19 protein-coding genes are annotated in these 14,638 nt (G+C 74.1%); 11 read left to right on the forward strand and 8 right to left on the reverse strand.

Annotated elements, in window-relative coordinates; all coding sequences use genetic code 11:
- Positions 1 to 64 precede the first annotated feature (64 nt).
- Together H0S66_RS01015 and H0S66_RS20230 are read right to left on the reverse strand one after the other, a co-directional pair.
- Complete coding sequence (locus H0S66_RS01015; protein ID WP_179617090.1) at positions 65 to 1,273, reverse strand: NAD(P)-dependent malic enzyme; 1,209 nt, start codon at positions 1,271 to 1,273, stop codon at positions 65 to 67.
- Positions 1,274 to 1,430: 157 nt separating this feature from the next.
- Entirely contained in the window at positions 1,431 to 1,559 is a 129-nt protein-coding gene (locus tag H0S66_RS20230; RefSeq protein ID WP_258017048.1) for a S26 family signal peptidase, read from the reverse strand.
- Between the two features lie 296 nt (positions 1,560 to 1,855).
- Between H0S66_RS20230 and sodN the strand changes: the two genes are divergently transcribed.
- The 3 genes from sodN to H0S66_RS01035 all read left to right on the forward strand — a co-directional run bounded on the left by sodN (position 1,856) and on the right by H0S66_RS01035 (position 3,693).
- Positions 1,856 to 2,257, forward strand: coding sequence for a superoxide dismutase, Ni (gene sodN / locus H0S66_RS01025; RefSeq protein ID WP_179617091.1), 402 nt, complete (start codon positions 1,856 to 1,858; stop codon positions 2,255 to 2,257).
- A gap of 140 nt (positions 2,258 to 2,397) precedes the next feature.
- Entirely contained in the window at positions 2,398 to 2,817 is a 420-nt protein-coding gene (locus H0S66_RS01030; RefSeq protein WP_179617092.1) for an ATP-binding protein, read from the forward strand.
- A gap of 3 nt (positions 2,818 to 2,820) precedes the next feature.
- Positions 2,821 to 3,693, forward strand: a complete 873-nt coding sequence (locus H0S66_RS01035; RefSeq protein WP_258017050.1) for an RNA polymerase sigma factor SigF — start codon at positions 2,821 to 2,823, stop codon at positions 3,691 to 3,693.
- Between the two features lie 98 nt (positions 3,694 to 3,791).
- Here H0S66_RS01035 and H0S66_RS01040 read toward each other — a convergent pair whose 3' ends face one another.
- Positions 3,792 to 4,196, reverse strand: coding sequence for a hypothetical protein (locus H0S66_RS01040; RefSeq protein WP_179617093.1), 405 nt, complete (start codon positions 4,194 to 4,196; stop codon positions 3,792 to 3,794).
- A gap of 240 nt (positions 4,197 to 4,436) precedes the next feature.
- Here H0S66_RS01040 and H0S66_RS01045 point away from each other — a divergent pair, with 240 nt between their 5' ends.
- Positions 4,437 to 4,688, forward strand: coding sequence for a WhiB family transcriptional regulator (locus H0S66_RS01045; protein ID WP_068113543.1), 252 nt, complete (start codon positions 4,437 to 4,439; stop codon positions 4,686 to 4,688).
- A 19-nt stretch (positions 4,689 to 4,707) separates the two neighbouring features.
- Here the strand turns inward: H0S66_RS01045 and H0S66_RS01050 are convergent, their stop codons facing one another.
- Positions 4,708 to 6,186 (reverse strand): sensor histidine kinase, encoded by a 1,479-nt coding sequence (locus tag H0S66_RS01050; RefSeq protein ID WP_179617094.1) that lies wholly within the window; start codon positions 6,184 to 6,186, stop codon positions 4,708 to 4,710.
- 89 nt (positions 6,187 to 6,275) lie between these two features.
- Here H0S66_RS01050 and H0S66_RS01055 point away from each other — a divergent pair, with 89 nt between their 5' ends.
- The 5 genes from H0S66_RS01055 to H0S66_RS20905 all read left to right on the forward strand — a co-directional run bounded on the left by H0S66_RS01055 (position 6,276) and on the right by H0S66_RS20905 (position 9,963).
- Positions 6,276 to 7,127 carry a DUF2785 domain-containing protein gene (locus H0S66_RS01055; protein WP_179617095.1) on the forward strand — a complete coding sequence of 284 codons (852 nt, stop codon included), beginning with the start codon at positions 6,276 to 6,278 and terminating at the stop codon, positions 7,125 to 7,127.
- A 24-nt stretch (positions 7,128 to 7,151) separates the two neighbouring features.
- Entirely contained in the window at positions 7,152 to 8,867 is a 1,716-nt protein-coding gene (locus H0S66_RS01060) for an acetolactate synthase (protein ID WP_258017051.1), read from the forward strand.
- Between the two features lie 5 nt (positions 8,868 to 8,872).
- Complete coding sequence (locus H0S66_RS01065) at positions 8,873 to 9,358, forward strand: GNAT family N-acetyltransferase (protein ID WP_258017052.1); 486 nt, start codon at positions 8,873 to 8,875, stop codon at positions 9,356 to 9,358.
- The gene (locus H0S66_RS01070; RefSeq protein WP_179617097.1) at positions 9,355 to 9,735 is read left to right on the forward strand and encodes a thioesterase family protein; all 381 of its coding nucleotides are present in this window, start codon (positions 9,355 to 9,357) and stop codon (positions 9,733 to 9,735) included. Before H0S66_RS01065 ends, H0S66_RS01070 begins: the two co-directional genes overlap by 4 nt.
- 153 nt (positions 9,736 to 9,888) lie before the next feature.
- Positions 9,889 to 9,963: a 50S ribosomal protein bL37 gene (locus H0S66_RS20905; RefSeq protein WP_369797015.1), complete on the forward strand. Its 75-nt coding sequence runs from the start codon at positions 9,889 to 9,891 to the stop codon at positions 9,961 to 9,963.
- A gap of 85 nt (positions 9,964 to 10,048) precedes the next feature.
- Here the strand turns inward: H0S66_RS20905 and rsrA are convergent, their stop codons facing one another.
- From rsrA to H0S66_RS01090, 4 genes are all read right to left on the reverse strand, one after another.
- A complete protein-coding gene (gene rsrA / locus H0S66_RS01075; protein WP_179617098.1) occupies positions 10,049 to 10,363 on the reverse strand; it encodes a mycothiol system anti-sigma-R factor in 315 nt (104 codons plus the stop codon).
- Complete coding sequence (locus H0S66_RS01080; RefSeq protein WP_246305191.1) at positions 10,360 to 11,049, reverse strand: sigma-70 family RNA polymerase sigma factor; 690 nt, start codon at positions 11,047 to 11,049, stop codon at positions 10,360 to 10,362. The genes rsrA and H0S66_RS01080 overlap by 4 nt, the downstream gene beginning before the upstream one ends.
- 89 nt (positions 11,050 to 11,138) lie before the next feature.
- Positions 11,139 to 11,828 carry an alpha/beta hydrolase family protein gene (locus H0S66_RS01085; RefSeq protein ID WP_179617099.1) on the reverse strand — a complete coding sequence of 230 codons (690 nt, stop codon included), beginning with the start codon at positions 11,826 to 11,828 and terminating at the stop codon, positions 11,139 to 11,141.
- The gene (locus H0S66_RS01090) at positions 11,825 to 12,640 is read right to left on the reverse strand and encodes an SOS response-associated peptidase (protein ID WP_179617100.1); all 816 of its coding nucleotides are present in this window, start codon (positions 12,638 to 12,640) and stop codon (positions 11,825 to 11,827) included. Before H0S66_RS01090 ends, H0S66_RS01085 begins: the two co-directional genes overlap by 4 nt.
- Before the next feature lie 83 nt (positions 12,641 to 12,723).
- On the opposite strand from H0S66_RS01090, the gene H0S66_RS01095 reads away from it, so the two are divergent.
- Entirely contained in the window at positions 12,724 to 13,263 is a 540-nt protein-coding gene (locus H0S66_RS01095; RefSeq protein WP_179617101.1) for a DoxX family membrane protein, read from the forward strand.
- Between the two features lie 26 nt (positions 13,264 to 13,289).
- Entirely contained in the window at positions 13,290 to 14,633 is a 1,344-nt protein-coding gene (gene aroA, locus H0S66_RS01100) for a 3-phosphoshikimate 1-carboxyvinyltransferase (protein ID WP_179617102.1), read from the forward strand.
- Positions 14,634 to 14,638: the final 5 nt, after the last annotated feature.

Here is a 14,638-nt window from a genome sequence, read left to right on the forward strand (position 1 = left end):
CGGACGGCCCGGTCGAGCGCCGCCCCGACGTCGTCGGTGCTCCAGCCACGTGCGTACCCCCGGGTCAGCGGCGGGCGACCCCGTCGCGGCGCGCCGCCTCGGCGACCGCGCTGGAGACGGCGCCCGGCACCCGCTCGTCGAACGGCGAGGGGATGATGTAGGTCTCGCTGAGGTCGTCGCCGACCAGCTCGGCCAGCGCGTTGGCCGCCGCGAGCTTCATGCCCTCGGTGATCCCCGTGGCGTGGACGTCGAGCGCCCCGCGGAAGATGCCGGGGAAGGCCAGCACGTTGTTGATCTGGTTGGGGAAGTCGGAGCGCCCGGTGGCCACCACGCGGGCGTACTTGTGGGCCACGTCCGGGTGCACCTCGGGCGTGGGGTTGGCCAGGCCGAAGATGATCGAGTCGGGCGCCATCCGCGCCACGTCCTCCTCGGGCACGGTGCCGCCGGAGACGCCCAGGTAGACGTCGGCGCCGGCCAGGACGTCGCCCAGCGAGCCGGTGCGCCCGGTCTTGTCGGCGGTCATCTCGGCCAGCGCGCGCTTGACCGGCGTCAGGTCGCCGCGCGAGGAGTGCAGGACGCCCTTGCGGTCGGTGACCGCGAGGTCGGTGATGCCGGCCTCGAGCAGGATCTTGGCGACCGCGACACCGGCGGCGCCGGCACCGGAGATGACCACCCGGGTCGTCGCCGGCTCGCGGCCGGTCAGCTTGAGGGCGTTCTTGAGCGCCGCGAGGGCCACCACGGCGGTGCCGTGCTGGTCGTCGTGGAAGACCGGGATGTCGAGCATCTCCTTGAGACGGTCCTCGATCTCGAAGCACCGGGGCGCCGAGATGTCCTCGAGGTTGACGCCGCCGAAGCTCGGGGCGAGCCGCGCGACGGTCTCGATGATCTGCTCGGTGTCGGTGGTGTCGAGGCAGATCGGCACGGCGTCGACGCCGCCGAACTGCTTGAAGAGCACCGCCTTGCCCTCCATCACCGGCATCGCGGCCGCCGGGCCGATGTCGCCCAGGCCGAGCACCGCGGTGCCGTCGCTGACCACGGCCACGGTGTTGGGCACCCAGGTGTAGTGCTGGGTCATGCTCGGGTCGGCGGCGATCGCCTCGCACACCAGCGCCACACCGGGGGTGTAGGCCAACGACAGGTCGGCTGCGTCCTTCAGCGGCGCGGTCGCGGCGACCTGCATCTTGCCGCCCACGTGGAGGTCGAAGACGGGGTCGCCCTCGAACGGGTGGGTGGTGGCGGTGGCCGGCTGGGGCGGCACGGGGACTGAGGACATCTCGTTGAGGTCTTTCCAGGCTGAGGGCCGTCGGGGACGGATCCGGCTCGACGGGCGGGGTGGTGCCTCGGAGCGCCGGGACCCATGCGGGGTGCGCGTGCTCGCAGTCTGGCACAGCGGACCCGCCCCTCCGAGGGGCGTCCCACCGTGCGGCGGGTCACATCCGGCCGCACCGCGGGCGCGGCCACACCCGGGCCACGACGACGCCCCGCACGTCGTCCTCCGGCACCGGGCCCCGGTGCCGCGAGTCGACGCCGACCTCCGGGTCGTCGCTGAGAGCCACCACCCCGGGGCCCCCGACGCCGTGCGCCGGCGCTCGGTGGCGCGCTTGACCGCCAGGGTGCCGTCGGCGAGCCGGCGACGACCACGCGCCCCGGTCGTACCGGCCGCCGGTAGGAGACCAGCAGCCGGTCGCCGGGGCGCAGCCCCGGGCGCATCGAGTCCCCGCGCACCAGCGCCCAGCCCCAGGGCAGCGCCCGGCGGGCGGGCCGGGGCGGCCGGCCCGCCCGAGCGGGTGGGGACGTGTGACTCACGCGGAGTAGTGTCCCAGCCAAGAGTCAGACGACGTACGAGAGGACCTGCATGTTCGCCAAGCTGTTCGCGCCCACCATCGAGGTGTCTGCCCACTGCGACCTGCCCTGCGGTGTCTACGACCCCGCGCAGGCCCGCATCGAGGCCGAGTCGATCAAGGGCATCATCGCCAAGGTCGCCGACAACGACGACCCTGACTTCCGCACCCGCGCCATCATCATCAAGGAGCAGCGCGCCGAGATGGTCAAGCACCACCTGTGGGTGCTCTGGACCGACTACTTCAAGCCCCCGCACTTCGAGAAGTACCCCCAGCTGCACGTGCTGGTCAACGAGGCCACCAAGCTCGCCGGGGCCTCCGGCGCCAAGGGTGCCCTCGACGCCGACGTGGCCGACCAGCTGCTCGCCAAGATCGACGAGATCGCCGAGATCTTCTGGGAGACCAAGAAGGGCTGAACCACCCACGCGGCCCGCGACGGGTCGATGCGTTTGCGAGGGCCGGGCCCGGGGTAGCACCTCGGGGCCGGCCCTCGTGCCGTCAGCAGCCCCTCCTGCCCACTAGGGTGCGAGCACCCACACCCGTGAAGGACGGCTCCATGTCTGCCACCTCAGCGACCACCGGCCCGGTCGCGGACCGACCCGACGTCGAGATCCGCCTGCCCGCGGACGGCGCCTACGTCTCGGTGCTGCGCACGACCACCGCCGGCCTGGCCGCTCGGCTCGACTTCACGATCGACGACATCGAGGACCTGCGCATCGCCGTGGGCGAGGCCTGCGCGATGGTGCTGCCCGAGGCCGACGAGGTCTCCGACCTGACCGGGCAGTTCCACCTGCGCCCGGGCCAGCTGACCGTCTCGGTGGCCGTCACCGCCACCGAGCCCTCGGCCCCCGACTACGACAGCTTCGCCTGGCAGGTGCTGACCACGCTGGCCGACTCGGCCACCGTCGGCACCAGCGAGGGCCGGTTCGTGGTCACGATGGTCATGCACCCCACCGCCCTCGGCGAGGGCAGGTAGCCGGTGCCCGCCTCGCTCCCCCCGGACCCTCCGGTCGGGGTCCCGACCCTGCTGCCGGGGGAGGCGCCCCCCGACCCGCCCGAGAACGACGACGCGACCCGCCGCCGGCTGGGCATCGAGACCACCCGTCGACGCAGCGCCGAGCTCTTCCGCGAGATGCGCGACGAGGAGGCCGACGCCGCGGTGCGCGAGGGCGCCCGCGACTCGCTGGTGCACCTGCACCTGCCGCTCGTCGAGCACTGCGCGCGCCGCTTCCGCAACCGCGGTGAGCCCTTCGAGGACCTCGTGCAGGTCGGCACCATCGGGCTCATCAAGTCCGTCGACCGCTTCGACCCCGAGCGCGGGGTGGAGTTCTCGACCTACGCCACCCCCACGATCATCGGCGAGATCAAGCGCTACTTCCGCGACAAGGGCTGGGCCATCCGGGTGCCGCGGCGGCTGCAGGAGCTGCGGATGCAGATCAGCGCCGCGACCGCCGAGCTGACCCAGTCGCTGGGCCGCTCCCCCACCGCCTCCGAGCTCGCCGCCCAGGTGGGCTGCAGCGTCGAGGAGATCATCGAGGGCATCGAGTCCTCCAACGCCTACTCGACGCTGTCGCTGGACGCCACCGACGACTCCGACGACGGCACCGCCTCGATGCTCGACGCCATCGGCGCCGAGGACGCCGGCCTCGAGCACGTCGAGATCCGCGAGTCGCTCAAGCCGCTGCTGGACCGGCTCGAGCCGCGCGAGAAGCGCATCCTGCTGCTGCGGTTCTTCAAGAACCAGACCCAGTCGCAGATCGCCGAGGAGATCGGGGTCTCCCAGATGCACGTCTCGCGCCTGCTCAGCCGCACCCTCGACCAGCTGCGGGCCTCGCTCGAGACCCCCGACTGACGGCCGAGCAGTCAGTTCTGAACCTTCCACCGGTCACTTGTGCACCGCGCAAGGTGCAAAAGTGACCGCTCGATGGTTCAGAAGTGACCGGTCGGCCGTCAGGGGTGGGGCTCGTCGCCGAGGGCGCGCATGGTCTCGGGGTGGACCAGCCCGGCGATGGCGATGCCGCTGCTGAGCACCAGCACCACCACGACCGCCCAGGTGCCGCGGAAGCTCCAGGCCAGGCCGAGCCCGATGAGCTGGGCCAGCAGCAGCGGGCCGCGGGCCCAGGTGGCGGTGCGCGTGAGCGCCCAGGAGCAGGCCAGCAGCAGGAGACCGAAGAGCGCGAAGAAGGCGGACGTGGTCGTGCCGAGGGCCAGCCGCTCGGTCGAGAGGTTCGCCAGCTCGGCGCCGGCGAGCAGCAGCAGCACCAGCCCCTGCACGGCCCCGATCGAGGCCGCGACCACCAGCGGCGCGGGCGCTCGGTCGCGGTCAGGGCTGCTCAGGGGGTCCACGGGGTCCACAGGGCAGGAGCCTAGAGGGGCGTGCACGGGACCTCGGCAGGCACCGGTAGGCAAATTGTGGCGGCTGTGACGTAGGAGACCCACCATGATGCGGCCCAGGGGGTTGTTTAACGGTCCAATCGTTGGGACGCTTGTCGCTGCGCTCGTCGACGCGTGCACCGTTGCGTGCCCGTCGCCGCAGCCTCGCAGGCCCTGCCACCCCTGGCCTGCACGTCGTACAGAAAGAGGGACACCCCAGCCATGGATTGGCGCCACCGTTCGGCCTGCCTCGACGAGGACCCTGAGCTGTTCTTCCCCATCGGCAACACCGGCCCGGCCATCCTCCAGATCGAGGAGGCCAAGCAGGTCTGCCGACGCTGCGACGTGCGCGAGCTGTGCCTGCAGTGGGCCCTCGAGGCCGGCCAGGACCACGGCGTGTGGGGTGGTCTGAGCGAGGACGAGCGCCGCGCGCTCAAGCGCCGCAACGCCCGCGCCCGGGTGCGCACCGCCTGAGGGAGCCTGCCCACCACGACTAGTCCAGGGGTACGTCGATGTCGACGCGGGTGCCGGGACCGTGCGGCACCTGCCCCAGCGTGAGGTGACCGCCGAGCTCGGACTCGACCAGCGTGCGCACGATCGAGAGCCCCAGGCTCGTCGACGACGCCAGGTCGAAGCCCTCGGGCAGCCCGTGGCCGTCGTCGTCGACGGTCAGGTGCAGGCTCGAGCCGGGTCGCTGCACGCGCACCGTCACCACGCCCTCGCGGGCGTCGTCGGCGCTCGCGTCGTACCCGTGCTCGACGGCGTTCTGCAGCACCTCGGTCAGCACCATCGACAGGGCTGTCGCCGACTCCGAGGGCAGCCGCCCGAAGGTGCCCTCGCGCCGCACCCGCACCCGGCCGGGAGCGGCGCTGACCTCGGTCACCATCCGGCCCAGCCGGTCGGCGATCTCGTCGAAGTCGACGTCCTCCTCGACGGCCTGGCTCAGCGTCTCGTGCACGATCGCGATCGAGCCGACGCGTCGCACCGCCTCCTCGAGGGCGTCGCGCGCCTCCGGTGAGTCGATGCGGCGCGCCTGCAGCCGCAGCAGCGCAGCGACGGTCTGGAGGTTGTTCTTGACCCGGTGGTGGATCTCGCGGATCGTCGCGTCCTTGGTGATCAGCTCCCGGTCGCGGCGGCGCAGGTCGGTGACGTCGCGCACCAGCACCAGCGCCCCGAGGTGCTCGTGCTCGGAGCGCAGCGGGATCGAGCGCGCGATCAGCGCCACCCCCTCGCCGCCGAGCTCGGTGTCGCGGTGCACCCGACCGCCCATCACGGCGCTGAGGGTCTCCTCGTCGACGCGGCGCCGCGGCGGCACCAGCGACCGGGTCAGGTCGGGCAGCACGTGGCCGGCCAGGTCGCCGGAGAGCCCCAGCCGGCGGAAGACGGACTGGGCGTTCGGGCTGGCGTAGACCACCCGCCCGGCGGCGTCGACGCGCACGAAGCCGTCGCCGACGCGCGGGGAGTCGGCGTGGTCGCTGCGCTGGCCGGGCGGCGGGAAGTGGCCCTGCGCGATCATCCGGGTCAGGTCGGCGGCCGACTGCAGGTAGGCCAGCTCGAGACGGCTGGGGGTCCGCACGCCGAGCAGGTTGGTGTTGCGCGCGACCACCGCGATCACCCGGCCGCGGCGGCGCACCGGGATCGTCTCGACGCGCACCGGCATGTCGTCGCGCCACTCCGGGTCGCCCTCGCGCACCAGCCGCCCCTCGGCGCGGGCCCGGTCCAGCAGCGGGCGCTCGCCGGTGGCCACGAAGTCGCCCAGCACGTCGTCGACGTACGCCGTCGGCGCCGTCGTGGGGCGCATCTGGCCCGCGGCCCAGAAGCCCGAGCCGCTGCGGTCGGGCAGCCAGAGCACCAGGTCGGCGAAGGACAGGTCGGCGATGATCTGCCAGTCGGCCTGGAGCAGCTGGAGCCACGCGACGTCGTCGTCGTCGAGGTCGGTGTGGCTGCGCACGAGCTCGCTGAACGTCGACACGCCGACAGCCTAGGCCCGTGCCTCGGCGGGTCGGCCCGGCGACCGGTCCGCGGGTGCGTCCGGGGGTGGTGTTTGGCAAGATGTGCGCCATGTCGGCGTCGTACTGGAACCAGGTGCTCGCCGACGGTCTGACGGTCCCCGAGGACCGTCCTCTCGGGGACCTCACGGCAGAGCTCACGCGCATGCTCGGAGACCCCGACCCAGGCCGTCGGGACGAGATCGCACTGCAGACCCTCGCTGCCTGGATCGAGCGCGGGGTCTACGACGACCTCCTGGTCGGCCTGGGCGACGGGATGAGCGAGGGGCTGCGGGTCGGGATCGAGACGCCCGGCACCGACGACGTCTTCCGGCGCAGCTTCTCGGCCCTGGTGCTCGGGGTCTGCCTCGAGCGCGCCAACGCCGAGGACCTGCTCGGCCGCTCCACCGTCCTCGACTGGGGCGACCGGCTGGCCACCTGGCTGCTGCGCGAGCAGGACCTGCGCGGCTTCGTCGAGGGCAAGGGCTGGGCGCACGCCGTCGCGCACGGCGCCGACGCCATCGGGGCCCTGGGCGGCTCCCCCCACCTGGAGGCACCCGAGCTGACGGTGCTCCTCGACGTGCTGGCCGACCGGGTGCTCGCCGAGCGGCTGCCCGGCCAGCCGCCGCTCGACCACGGCGAGCTGGACCGCCTGGCGATCGCCACGCTGCGGCTGCTGCGCCGCGACCTGCTGCCGCTCTCGGTGCTCGAGCCCTGGGTCAACCGGGTCGCCACCGTCGCGACCGAGGCGATGGCCGGCCCCGTGGGCCAGGACCCCTACCCGCGGCGCAACCACGCCGAGGGGTTCCTGCGCGCGCTCTACGTGCAGCTCGCGCTCACCACCCGACCGCCCGCGGTGCGCGCCGACCTGGTGCTCGTGGTGGTCGACGCGCTGCGACGCACCAACCACGCGTTCCTCACCTGAGGACTCGTCGGTAACCTGCGTCACATGAGTGAGCAGACCACCGACCAGGGCGCCGACCGGCCGGCCGCCACCACCTCCGCGCGACCGGGCGAGGAGCTCACCGGCCATGCGGGCGTGCTCGCCACCGCCGCCGCCCGCGCCCACGGGGTCGAGACGATGTTCACGCTCTCGGGCGCGCCCACGTCTTCCCGATGTACGACGCCGCGGTCACCCGCCGACCCGCCGGTGCGCCTGCTCGACGTGCGCCACGAGCAGACCGCGGCCTTCGCCGCGGAGGCCACCGGCAAGCTCACCCGGGTCCCGGGCCTCGCGGTCCTGACCGCCGGGCCGGGCGTGACCAACGGCGTCAGCGCGATCGCCCAGGCCCAGTTCAACGGCTCCCCCATGGTCGTCGTCGGGGGCCGCGCCCCGCAGAACCGCTGGGGCTCCGGCAGCCTGCAGGAGCTCGACCAGCCGCCGATCCTGGCGCCGGTCTCGAAGCTCGCCAGCACCCTGCCCACCGCCGCCGAGGTGATGGGGGGCATGGACGAGGCCTTCGCGCTCGCCCGCTCCTCGCACCGCGGCCCGGTCTTCGTCGACGTGCCGATGGACGAGTTCTTCAACAGCGCCACCGGCGTGGTGCCCGCGGGCGGCGAGCAGCGCGGGGCCGCGCCCGACACCGACGCCATCGACCGCATCGCCGGTCTGCTGGCCGCCGCCCGGCGCCCCGTCGTGGTGCTCGGCACCGACGTGTGGGCCGACCGGGCCGAGGAGGCCGCGCTGCGCTTCGTCGAGGCCACGGGCGTCCCCGCGATCACCAACGGCATGGGCCGCGGCCTGGTGCCCGGCGGCCACCCGCTGCTGGTCACCAAGGCCCGCGGCCAGGCGCTCGGCGGCGCCGACCTGGTCGTCGTGGTCGGCACCCCGCTCGACTTCCGCCTGGGCTACGGCGTCTTCGGGGGCAAGGACGGCGCCCCGGCCGCGCAGGTCGTGCACGTGGCCGACTCCCCCGGCCAGCTCTCCGGGCACGCCGAGCTCGCCGCCTCGGTCAGCGGCGACCTCACGGCCGTGCTCGACGGCCTGCTCGGCGCGCTCGAGCGCCGCGGGCAGACGTCGTACGCCGCCTGGGTGGAGGGCCTGCAGGAGACCGTGAAGGCCGCCACCGAGCGTGACCGGGCGCTGCTGGGCGCCGAGGCCGACCCGGTGCACCCCGCCCGCATCTACGGCGAGCTGGTGCCGCGCCTGGCCGACGACGCCGTCGTGATCGGCGACGGCGGCGACTTCGTCTCCTTCGCCGGCAAGTTCGTCGAGCCCCAGCGCCCCGGCGGCTGGCTCGACCCCGGCCCCTACGGCTGCCTGGGCGCCGGCCTGGGTGCCGCGATCGCCGCGCGGATCGCCCGTCCCTCGGCGCAGGTGGTGCTGCTGCTCGGCGACGGCGCGGCCGGCTTCTCGCTGATGGACGTCGACACCCTGGTGCGCCACGACCTGCCGGTGGTGATGGTGATGGGCAACAACTCCGCCTGGGGCCTGGAGAAGGGTCCGATGCAGATGCTCTACGGCTACGACGTGGCCGCCGACCTGGCGCCGCGCACGGCCTACGACGAGGTCGTCAAGGCCCTCGGCGGCGCCGGCGAGACCATCACCGACCCGCGGCAGATCGGCCCGGCGCTCGACCGTGCCTTCGCCTCGAACGTGCCCTACCTGGTCAACATCATCACCGACGTCGAGGCGGCCTACCCGCGCGCGACCTTCGGCATCTGAGCGCGGTGCGGATCCGGCGGGCGGGGCCCGCAGACCTGGTCGTCGTCGGTGACGTCACGGCGGCGGCGTACGCGCCGTTCCTGGACGGCCCCGACGACCCGTACGTCGCGCGGTTGCGCGACGCGGCGGCGCGCGCCCGCGAGGCGGAGCTGTGGGTGGCCTCCCCCGACGACTCCGACGAGGTGCTGGGCAGCGTCACCGACTGCCCGCCCGGCTCGCCGTGGCGCGAGGTCGCCGTCGACGGCGAGGGCGAGTTCCGGATGCTGTCGGTCGCGCCCGGCACCCAGGGCCAGGGCGTGGGCGCCGCCCTGGTCGAGCACGTCCTGCAGCGCTGGCGCGAGCGCGGCGCCGACGCCGTGGTCCTCTCCTCGCTGCGGGAGATGGCCGCGGCGCACCGGCTCTACGGCCGCCTCGGCTTCGAGCGCCTGCCCGAGCGCGACTGGCAGCCCGTCCCCGACGTCCACCTGATCTGCTTCCGGAGGCACCTGTGAGCACCCCCGTCCACGCCACCACCAGCCACGAGGTCACCGAGGCCGACACCGCGCTCGCGGTGGGCTCCGGCTCGCTGCCCGTCCTGGGCACCCCCCGCCTGCTCGCGTGGGCCGAGGCGGCCACCTGCGCCGCCATCGACCCCACCCTGCCCGAGGGCTCGACCAGCGTCGGCACCCGCATCGAGCTCGAGCACCGTGGCGCCAGCCCGGTCGGCGCCACCCTCGAGGTCACCGCGACCCTCTCCCACGTCGACGGCCGCCTGCACCGCTTCTCGGTGGCCGCCCGCCACACCGGCGCCTCGGGCGGCAAGGTGGTCGCCTCCGGCGAGGTGACCCGCGTGGTCGTCGACGCCGAGCGCTTCCTCTCCCGCCTCTGACCCGGCCCGGATCTCGCGCTGACCCGGCCCGGACCGGCGTACGCCGGGGAGCCGGCGCCGGCTCGGCGGGGGCCGATTCGTGCCCGCGACGGTCATTTGAGAGACTGACCCTTGGCCCAGCCACGGGTCGACCGCGATTCGGAGGAGAACACCATGGGCAAGACCGGCCGCAAGCGCCGCGCTCGTCGCAAGAAGGGCGCCAACCACGGGAAGCGTCCCAACGCCTGACGACGGCGCTACACGCTGAAAGAGCCCTCGGACCGTTGGTCCGAGGGCTCTTCGCACGTCCGGGGCCGGCCCGGGTGCGCACGCATCAGCGCTCGGTGATCTCCACCCGTACCTGGCGCATCCGCATCATCACGCGCTCGCGCAGCTCGGCGGGCGCGGACTCCGAGCAGGAGCGGGCGACGATCTGCTTGACGGTGCGCTGCAGGTCGTACTTCTCCAGGCAGGGGTTGCAGGAGTCGAGGTGCAGGCGGACGGCGTCGCAGTCGGAGGCCTCGAGCTCGTTGTCGAGGAAGTAGACGATCCGCTCGAGGAAGTCGACGCACTCCTCGGCCGACACCTCGTCGGTGTGCTCGTGGTCGTGGGGCCGGTCCTCGTGGGCGGGGTTCTCGTGGCTGGTCATGACACCTCCCCCGGCACCGTCGAGGCGGGCAGCAGGGAGTTGGCGCGCACGTGGTCGGAGAGCATGTCGCGCAGCTGGCGGCGGCCGCGGTGCAGCCGCGACATCACCGTGCCGATGGGGGTGTCCATGATCTCGGCGATCTCCTTGTAGGCGAAGCCCTCGACGTCGGCGAGGTAGACCGCCAGGCGGAACTCCTCGGGCAGGCGCTGGAGGGCGTCCTTGACCTGCGAGTCGGGCAGGTGCTCGAGCGCCTCGGTCTCGGCGGACTTCAGCCCCGAGGAGGTGTGCGACTCGGCACGGTGCAGCTGCCAGTCCTCCACGTCCTCACCCATCGACTGCTGCGGCTGGCGCTGCTTCTTGCGATAGGTGTTGATGAAGGTGTTGGTCAGGATGCGGTACAGCCAGGCCTTGAGGTTGGTGCCGGGCTTGAACTGGTGGAAGGAGGAGTACGCCTTCGCGAACGTCTCCTGCACCAGGTCCTCGGCGTCGGCGGGGTTGCGGGTCATCCGCATCGCAGCCGAGTAGAGCTGGTCGAGGAAGGGCAGGGCGTCGCGCTCGAAGCGCGCCGAGCGCTCGGCGTCGGTCTCCGTCTCGCGGTCGACGACCTCGGGGGTCGTCGCCGGCGCGGCGTCGTCAGGGGTCAGGTCCGCGGGCGCGGGGGCCGGGGACTCGGTGGTGTCGCTCATCGAGTCCCAGCCTAGCCGCGGTGCGGTCGGTTCGAGCAGGGCCATCACGTCAGGGGGAACCAGCGGACCCCGCCGGATGTTCCCGCGGGTCAGCGCCGGGTGGCGGCCGGGTTGCCGACCACGTCGCGCACCAGCCACTCCAGGGTGGTCTCGACGAGCACCGCCAGCGCCTCGTCCTGGGTCACGTCCCCTGTCTTGAGGGTCTTGAACCCGTGGTCGGCGCCGGGCACGACCGAGAGCACCACCCCGTCGGGCAGCTCGTCGGGGAACTCCTCGGGGCGTCCCATGGTGTCGCGCTCGCCCTGCACCACCAGCGTGGGTACGCCGCACCCGAGGAGCTCGTCGAGCCGGGAGCGCTCGGGCCGGCCGGGCGGGTGCAGCGGGAAGGCCAGCGCCAGGCAGCCGGCGGCGCCGAGGTCGCGGGCGCAGCGGGTCGCGGAGCGCGCCCCGGCGGAGCGGCCGCCGACCACGAGCGGGGTGCCCGGGGCCGGGGCCAGCGACGCGAGCGCGGCCGCGGCCGCCCGCAGCCCGTCGTCGAGCGTGGGCGGCGGTGAGGCGACCTTGCGCCCGGCCAGTCGCCACGGCTGCTCGAAGCGCGCCACGCTGACGCCGTTGCCGGGGAGGGCGGCGACGAGGGCCTCGAGGTCGCGGGTGTCGATGCCGACCCCGGCCCCGTGGCTCAGCAGCAGCCGGCACCCCTCCTCGCGGGCGCGGGTCAGGACCAGGCGTCCCGGCCCGTGCGGCGTCTCGACGGTGACGCTCACCTCCGGGGCGCTCATGCCGGCCTGCCGGCCAGGTCGTCGGCCAGCTCGTCGGCGACTCCCTCGGGCAGGTCGTCGAGCGGCAGCGGGCGCACCAGCTCGGGGCCGTTGTTGCGCACGTTGCTGACCAGCGGCGCCACCGGGTAGGCCTCGAGCCGTCCCGGCGCGGCCGGGCTCAGCAGTGCCGCGAGGTCGGCGGCCCCCGGCGCGGTGGCCGGGTCGAGCCACTGCGCCCACCGCTCGCGCTCGACCATCATCGGCATCCGGTCGTGGATGCGCCCCAGGCCGTCCTCGGCCTCGGTCGTGATCACGGTGCAGGTCCAGCGGAACCGCTCGGGGTCGTCGTCGCCGCGGGTGGGGTCGCGCCAGATCTCGTAGAGCCCCGCCATCGCCAGCACCCCGCCGTCGGCCGGGCGGATGAAGAAGGGCTGCTTGCGCGGGCGCCCCGCCGCGGTGGTCTGCGAGGTCGGGTACCACTCGTAGTACCCGTCGGCGGGCAGCAGGCACCGCCGCGAGGCGAAGGCGCGCCGGAAGGCCGGCTTCTCGGCGACGGTCTCGCTGCGGGCGTTGATCATCCGGTTGCCGATCGAGGGGTCCTTGGCCCAGGAGGGCACCAGCCCCCAGCGCAGCACCCGCAGCTGGCGCTCGGGCGGGGCCGGCTCGCCACCGTCGTCCTGCGAGCGCGGCGGGCGCTGGAGCACGGCGTAGACCTCCTTGGTGGGCGCGACGTTGTAGTCGGCCTCCAGGGGCGCGGCGATCCGCGGCTGGTCGATCTCGAACTCCTCGATGAGGTCCTCGGGCCGCCGGCTCGAGGCGTACCTGCCGCACATGCGGCCCACCCTAGACCCGGTCCGCCGCCCTCTCACCCCGTGAGGCGACCACGCCGCGCGCACGGTCGTGTAGACAGGGGGCCATGTCCCTGAGCCGCATGATCGCCCGTCCCCTGATCGCCGCCGGAGTCATCTACGGCGCCCAGAACGCCCTGCGCCACACCGACGACCTGGCGCCCAAGGCCGCCAAGGTCACCGACAAGGTGGTGCCGGCGGCCAAGAAGGCCGTGCCGCAGGCCCGCGTCATCCCAGAGGACCCGGCCACCCTGGTGCGCATCAACGCCGGCGTGCAGGTCGCCGCCGCCCTCGCCCTCGCCACCGGCCGCGCGCCGCGGCTCTCGGCCGGCGTGCTGACCGCCTCGCTGGTGCCGACCACGATCGCCGGGCACGCCTTCTGGGCCGAGTCCGACCCCGACGTCAAGCGCACCCAGCAGATGGCGTTCTTCAAGAACCTCTCGATGATCGGCGGGCTGCTGATCGCCTCCGGCGACACCGACGGTCGGCCCGGCGTGGCCTGGCGCGCGCGCCGCGCTGGCAAGGACGCGCGTCGCGAGGCCGCCCACCTGGCCTCATCGGCCAAGCAGGAGGCCCGCCTGGTCCGCGCGAAGTCCCCGGTCGGCTGAGCAGCCGGGGTCGGTAGTCTTCGCGGGTGCCCGACGCTGCTGCCGACCCCCGGCCCGACCACCGCTCCGAGCACTGGGCCGCGCCCCGGGCCACCTCCCCGCTCACCGCGACGGTCTCGCTGCCGGGCAGCAAGTCGCTGACCAACCGCGCGCTGGTGCTGGCGGCCGTCGCCGACGGCCCGAGCGTCGTACGACGCGCGCTGCGCTCGCGCGACACGACGCTGATGGCGCGCTCGCTGAGCGCGATGGGCGCCCACGTCGACACCTCCGGCGAGGACTGGCAGGTGACGCCGGGCGAGCTGCGCGGCCCCGCCCACGTCGACTGCGGCCTGGCCGGCACCGTGATGCGGTTCGTGCCGCCGGTGGCCGCGCTCGCCACCGGTGACGTCTCCTTCGACGGCGACCCCCACATGCGCAACCGCCCCGTCGGGGAGGTGCTGACCGCGCTGCGCGGTCTGGGCGTCGACATCGACGACGCGGCCCGCGGCGCGCTGCCCTTCACGGTGCGCGGCGGCGGGTCGGTGCGCGGAGGCACCGTCGTGCTCGACGCGTCGGCTTCCTCGCAGTTCGTCTCGGCGCTGCTGCTGGCCGGCGCCCGCTACGACGAGGGCGTCGACGTGCGCCACGACGGCAAGCCGGTGCCCTCGCAACCCCACATCGACATGACGACCGCGATGCTGCGCGCCCACGGCGTCGAGGTCGACGACTCGACGCCGAACCGCTGGTCGGTGGCCCCCGGGCCGGTGCGGGCCGTCGACCACCTGATCGAGCCCGACCTCTCCAACGCCGCTCCCTTCCTGGCGCTCGCGGCCCTCAGCGGCGGCAGCGTCACGGTGCGCGACTGGCCCGCCAGCACCACCCAGGCCGGCGACGCCCTGCGCGAGATCCTGGCCCTGATGGGCTGCGAGGTGGAGATGGTCGACGTCCCCGACGCGAGCTCGGGCCGCGGGCTGCGGGTCACCGGCCCCGAGAGGCTCCAGGGCCTCGACTACGACCTGCACGACGTGGGCGAGCTGGCCCCGGCGGTGACCGCGCTGTGCGCCCTGGCCGAGGGCCCCAGCCACCTGCGCGGCATCGCGCACATCCGCCACCACGAGACCGACCGGCTCGCGGCCCTCGCCACCGAGCTCGGTGCCCTCGGCGCCGAGGTCGTCGAGCACCCCGACGGCCTGAGCCTGCGCCCCGCGCCGCTGCACGGCGGGGTCTTCCACACCTACGCCGACCACCGGATGGCGCACGCCGGCGTCATCGTCGGCGCCGCCGTCGACGGCGTCCTGGTCGAGGACGTCGCCACCACCAGCAAGACCTTCCCCGACTTCGCCGGCTTCTGGGCCGGGCTCCTGGGCCCCGGCGCGGACGAGCGGGGCTGAGGCGG

Origin of the sequence: Nocardioides marinisabuli (assembly GCF_013466785.1) — a bacterium.
Lineage (GTDB): Bacteria > Actinomycetota > Actinomycetes > Propionibacteriales > Nocardioidaceae > Nocardioides > Nocardioides marinisabuli.

Excerpts from the sequence above, each read along its gene's own strand:
- H0S66_RS01015 (WP_179617090.1), bottom strand. The coding sequence starts at position 1,273 with ATGTCCTCAGTCCCCGTGCCGCCCCAGCCGGCCACCGCCACCACCCAC.
- sodN (WP_179617091.1), top strand. The coding sequence starts at position 1,856 with ATGTTCGCCAAGCTGTTCGCGCCCACCATCGAGGTGTCTGCCCACTGC.
- H0S66_RS01030 (WP_179617092.1), top strand. The coding sequence starts at position 2,398 with ATGTCTGCCACCTCAGCGACCACCGGCCCGGTCGCGGACCGACCCGAC.
- H0S66_RS01045 (WP_068113543.1), top strand. The coding sequence starts at position 4,437 with ATGGATTGGCGCCACCGTTCGGCCTGCCTCGACGAGGACCCTGAGCTG.
- H0S66_RS01055 (WP_179617095.1), top strand. The coding sequence starts at position 6,276 with ATGTCGGCGTCGTACTGGAACCAGGTGCTCGCCGACGGTCTGACGGTC.
- H0S66_RS01060 (WP_258017051.1), top strand. The coding sequence starts at position 7,152 with ATGAGTGAGCAGACCACCGACCAGGGCGCCGACCGGCCGGCCGCCACC.
- rsrA (WP_179617098.1), bottom strand. The coding sequence starts at position 10,363 with ATGACCAGCCACGAGAACCCCGCCCACGAGGACCGGCCCCACGACCAC.
- H0S66_RS01080 (WP_246305191.1), bottom strand. The coding sequence starts at position 11,049 with ATGAGCGACACCACCGAGTCCCCGGCCCCCGCGCCCGCGGACCTGACC.
- H0S66_RS01085 (WP_179617099.1), bottom strand. The coding sequence starts at position 11,828 with ATGAGCGCCCCGGAGGTGAGCGTCACCGTCGAGACGCCGCACGGGCCG.
- H0S66_RS01090 (WP_179617100.1), bottom strand. The coding sequence starts at position 12,640 with ATGTGCGGCAGGTACGCCTCGAGCCGGCGGCCCGAGGACCTCATCGAG.
- H0S66_RS01095 (WP_179617101.1), top strand. The coding sequence starts at position 12,724 with ATGTCCCTGAGCCGCATGATCGCCCGTCCCCTGATCGCCGCCGGAGTC.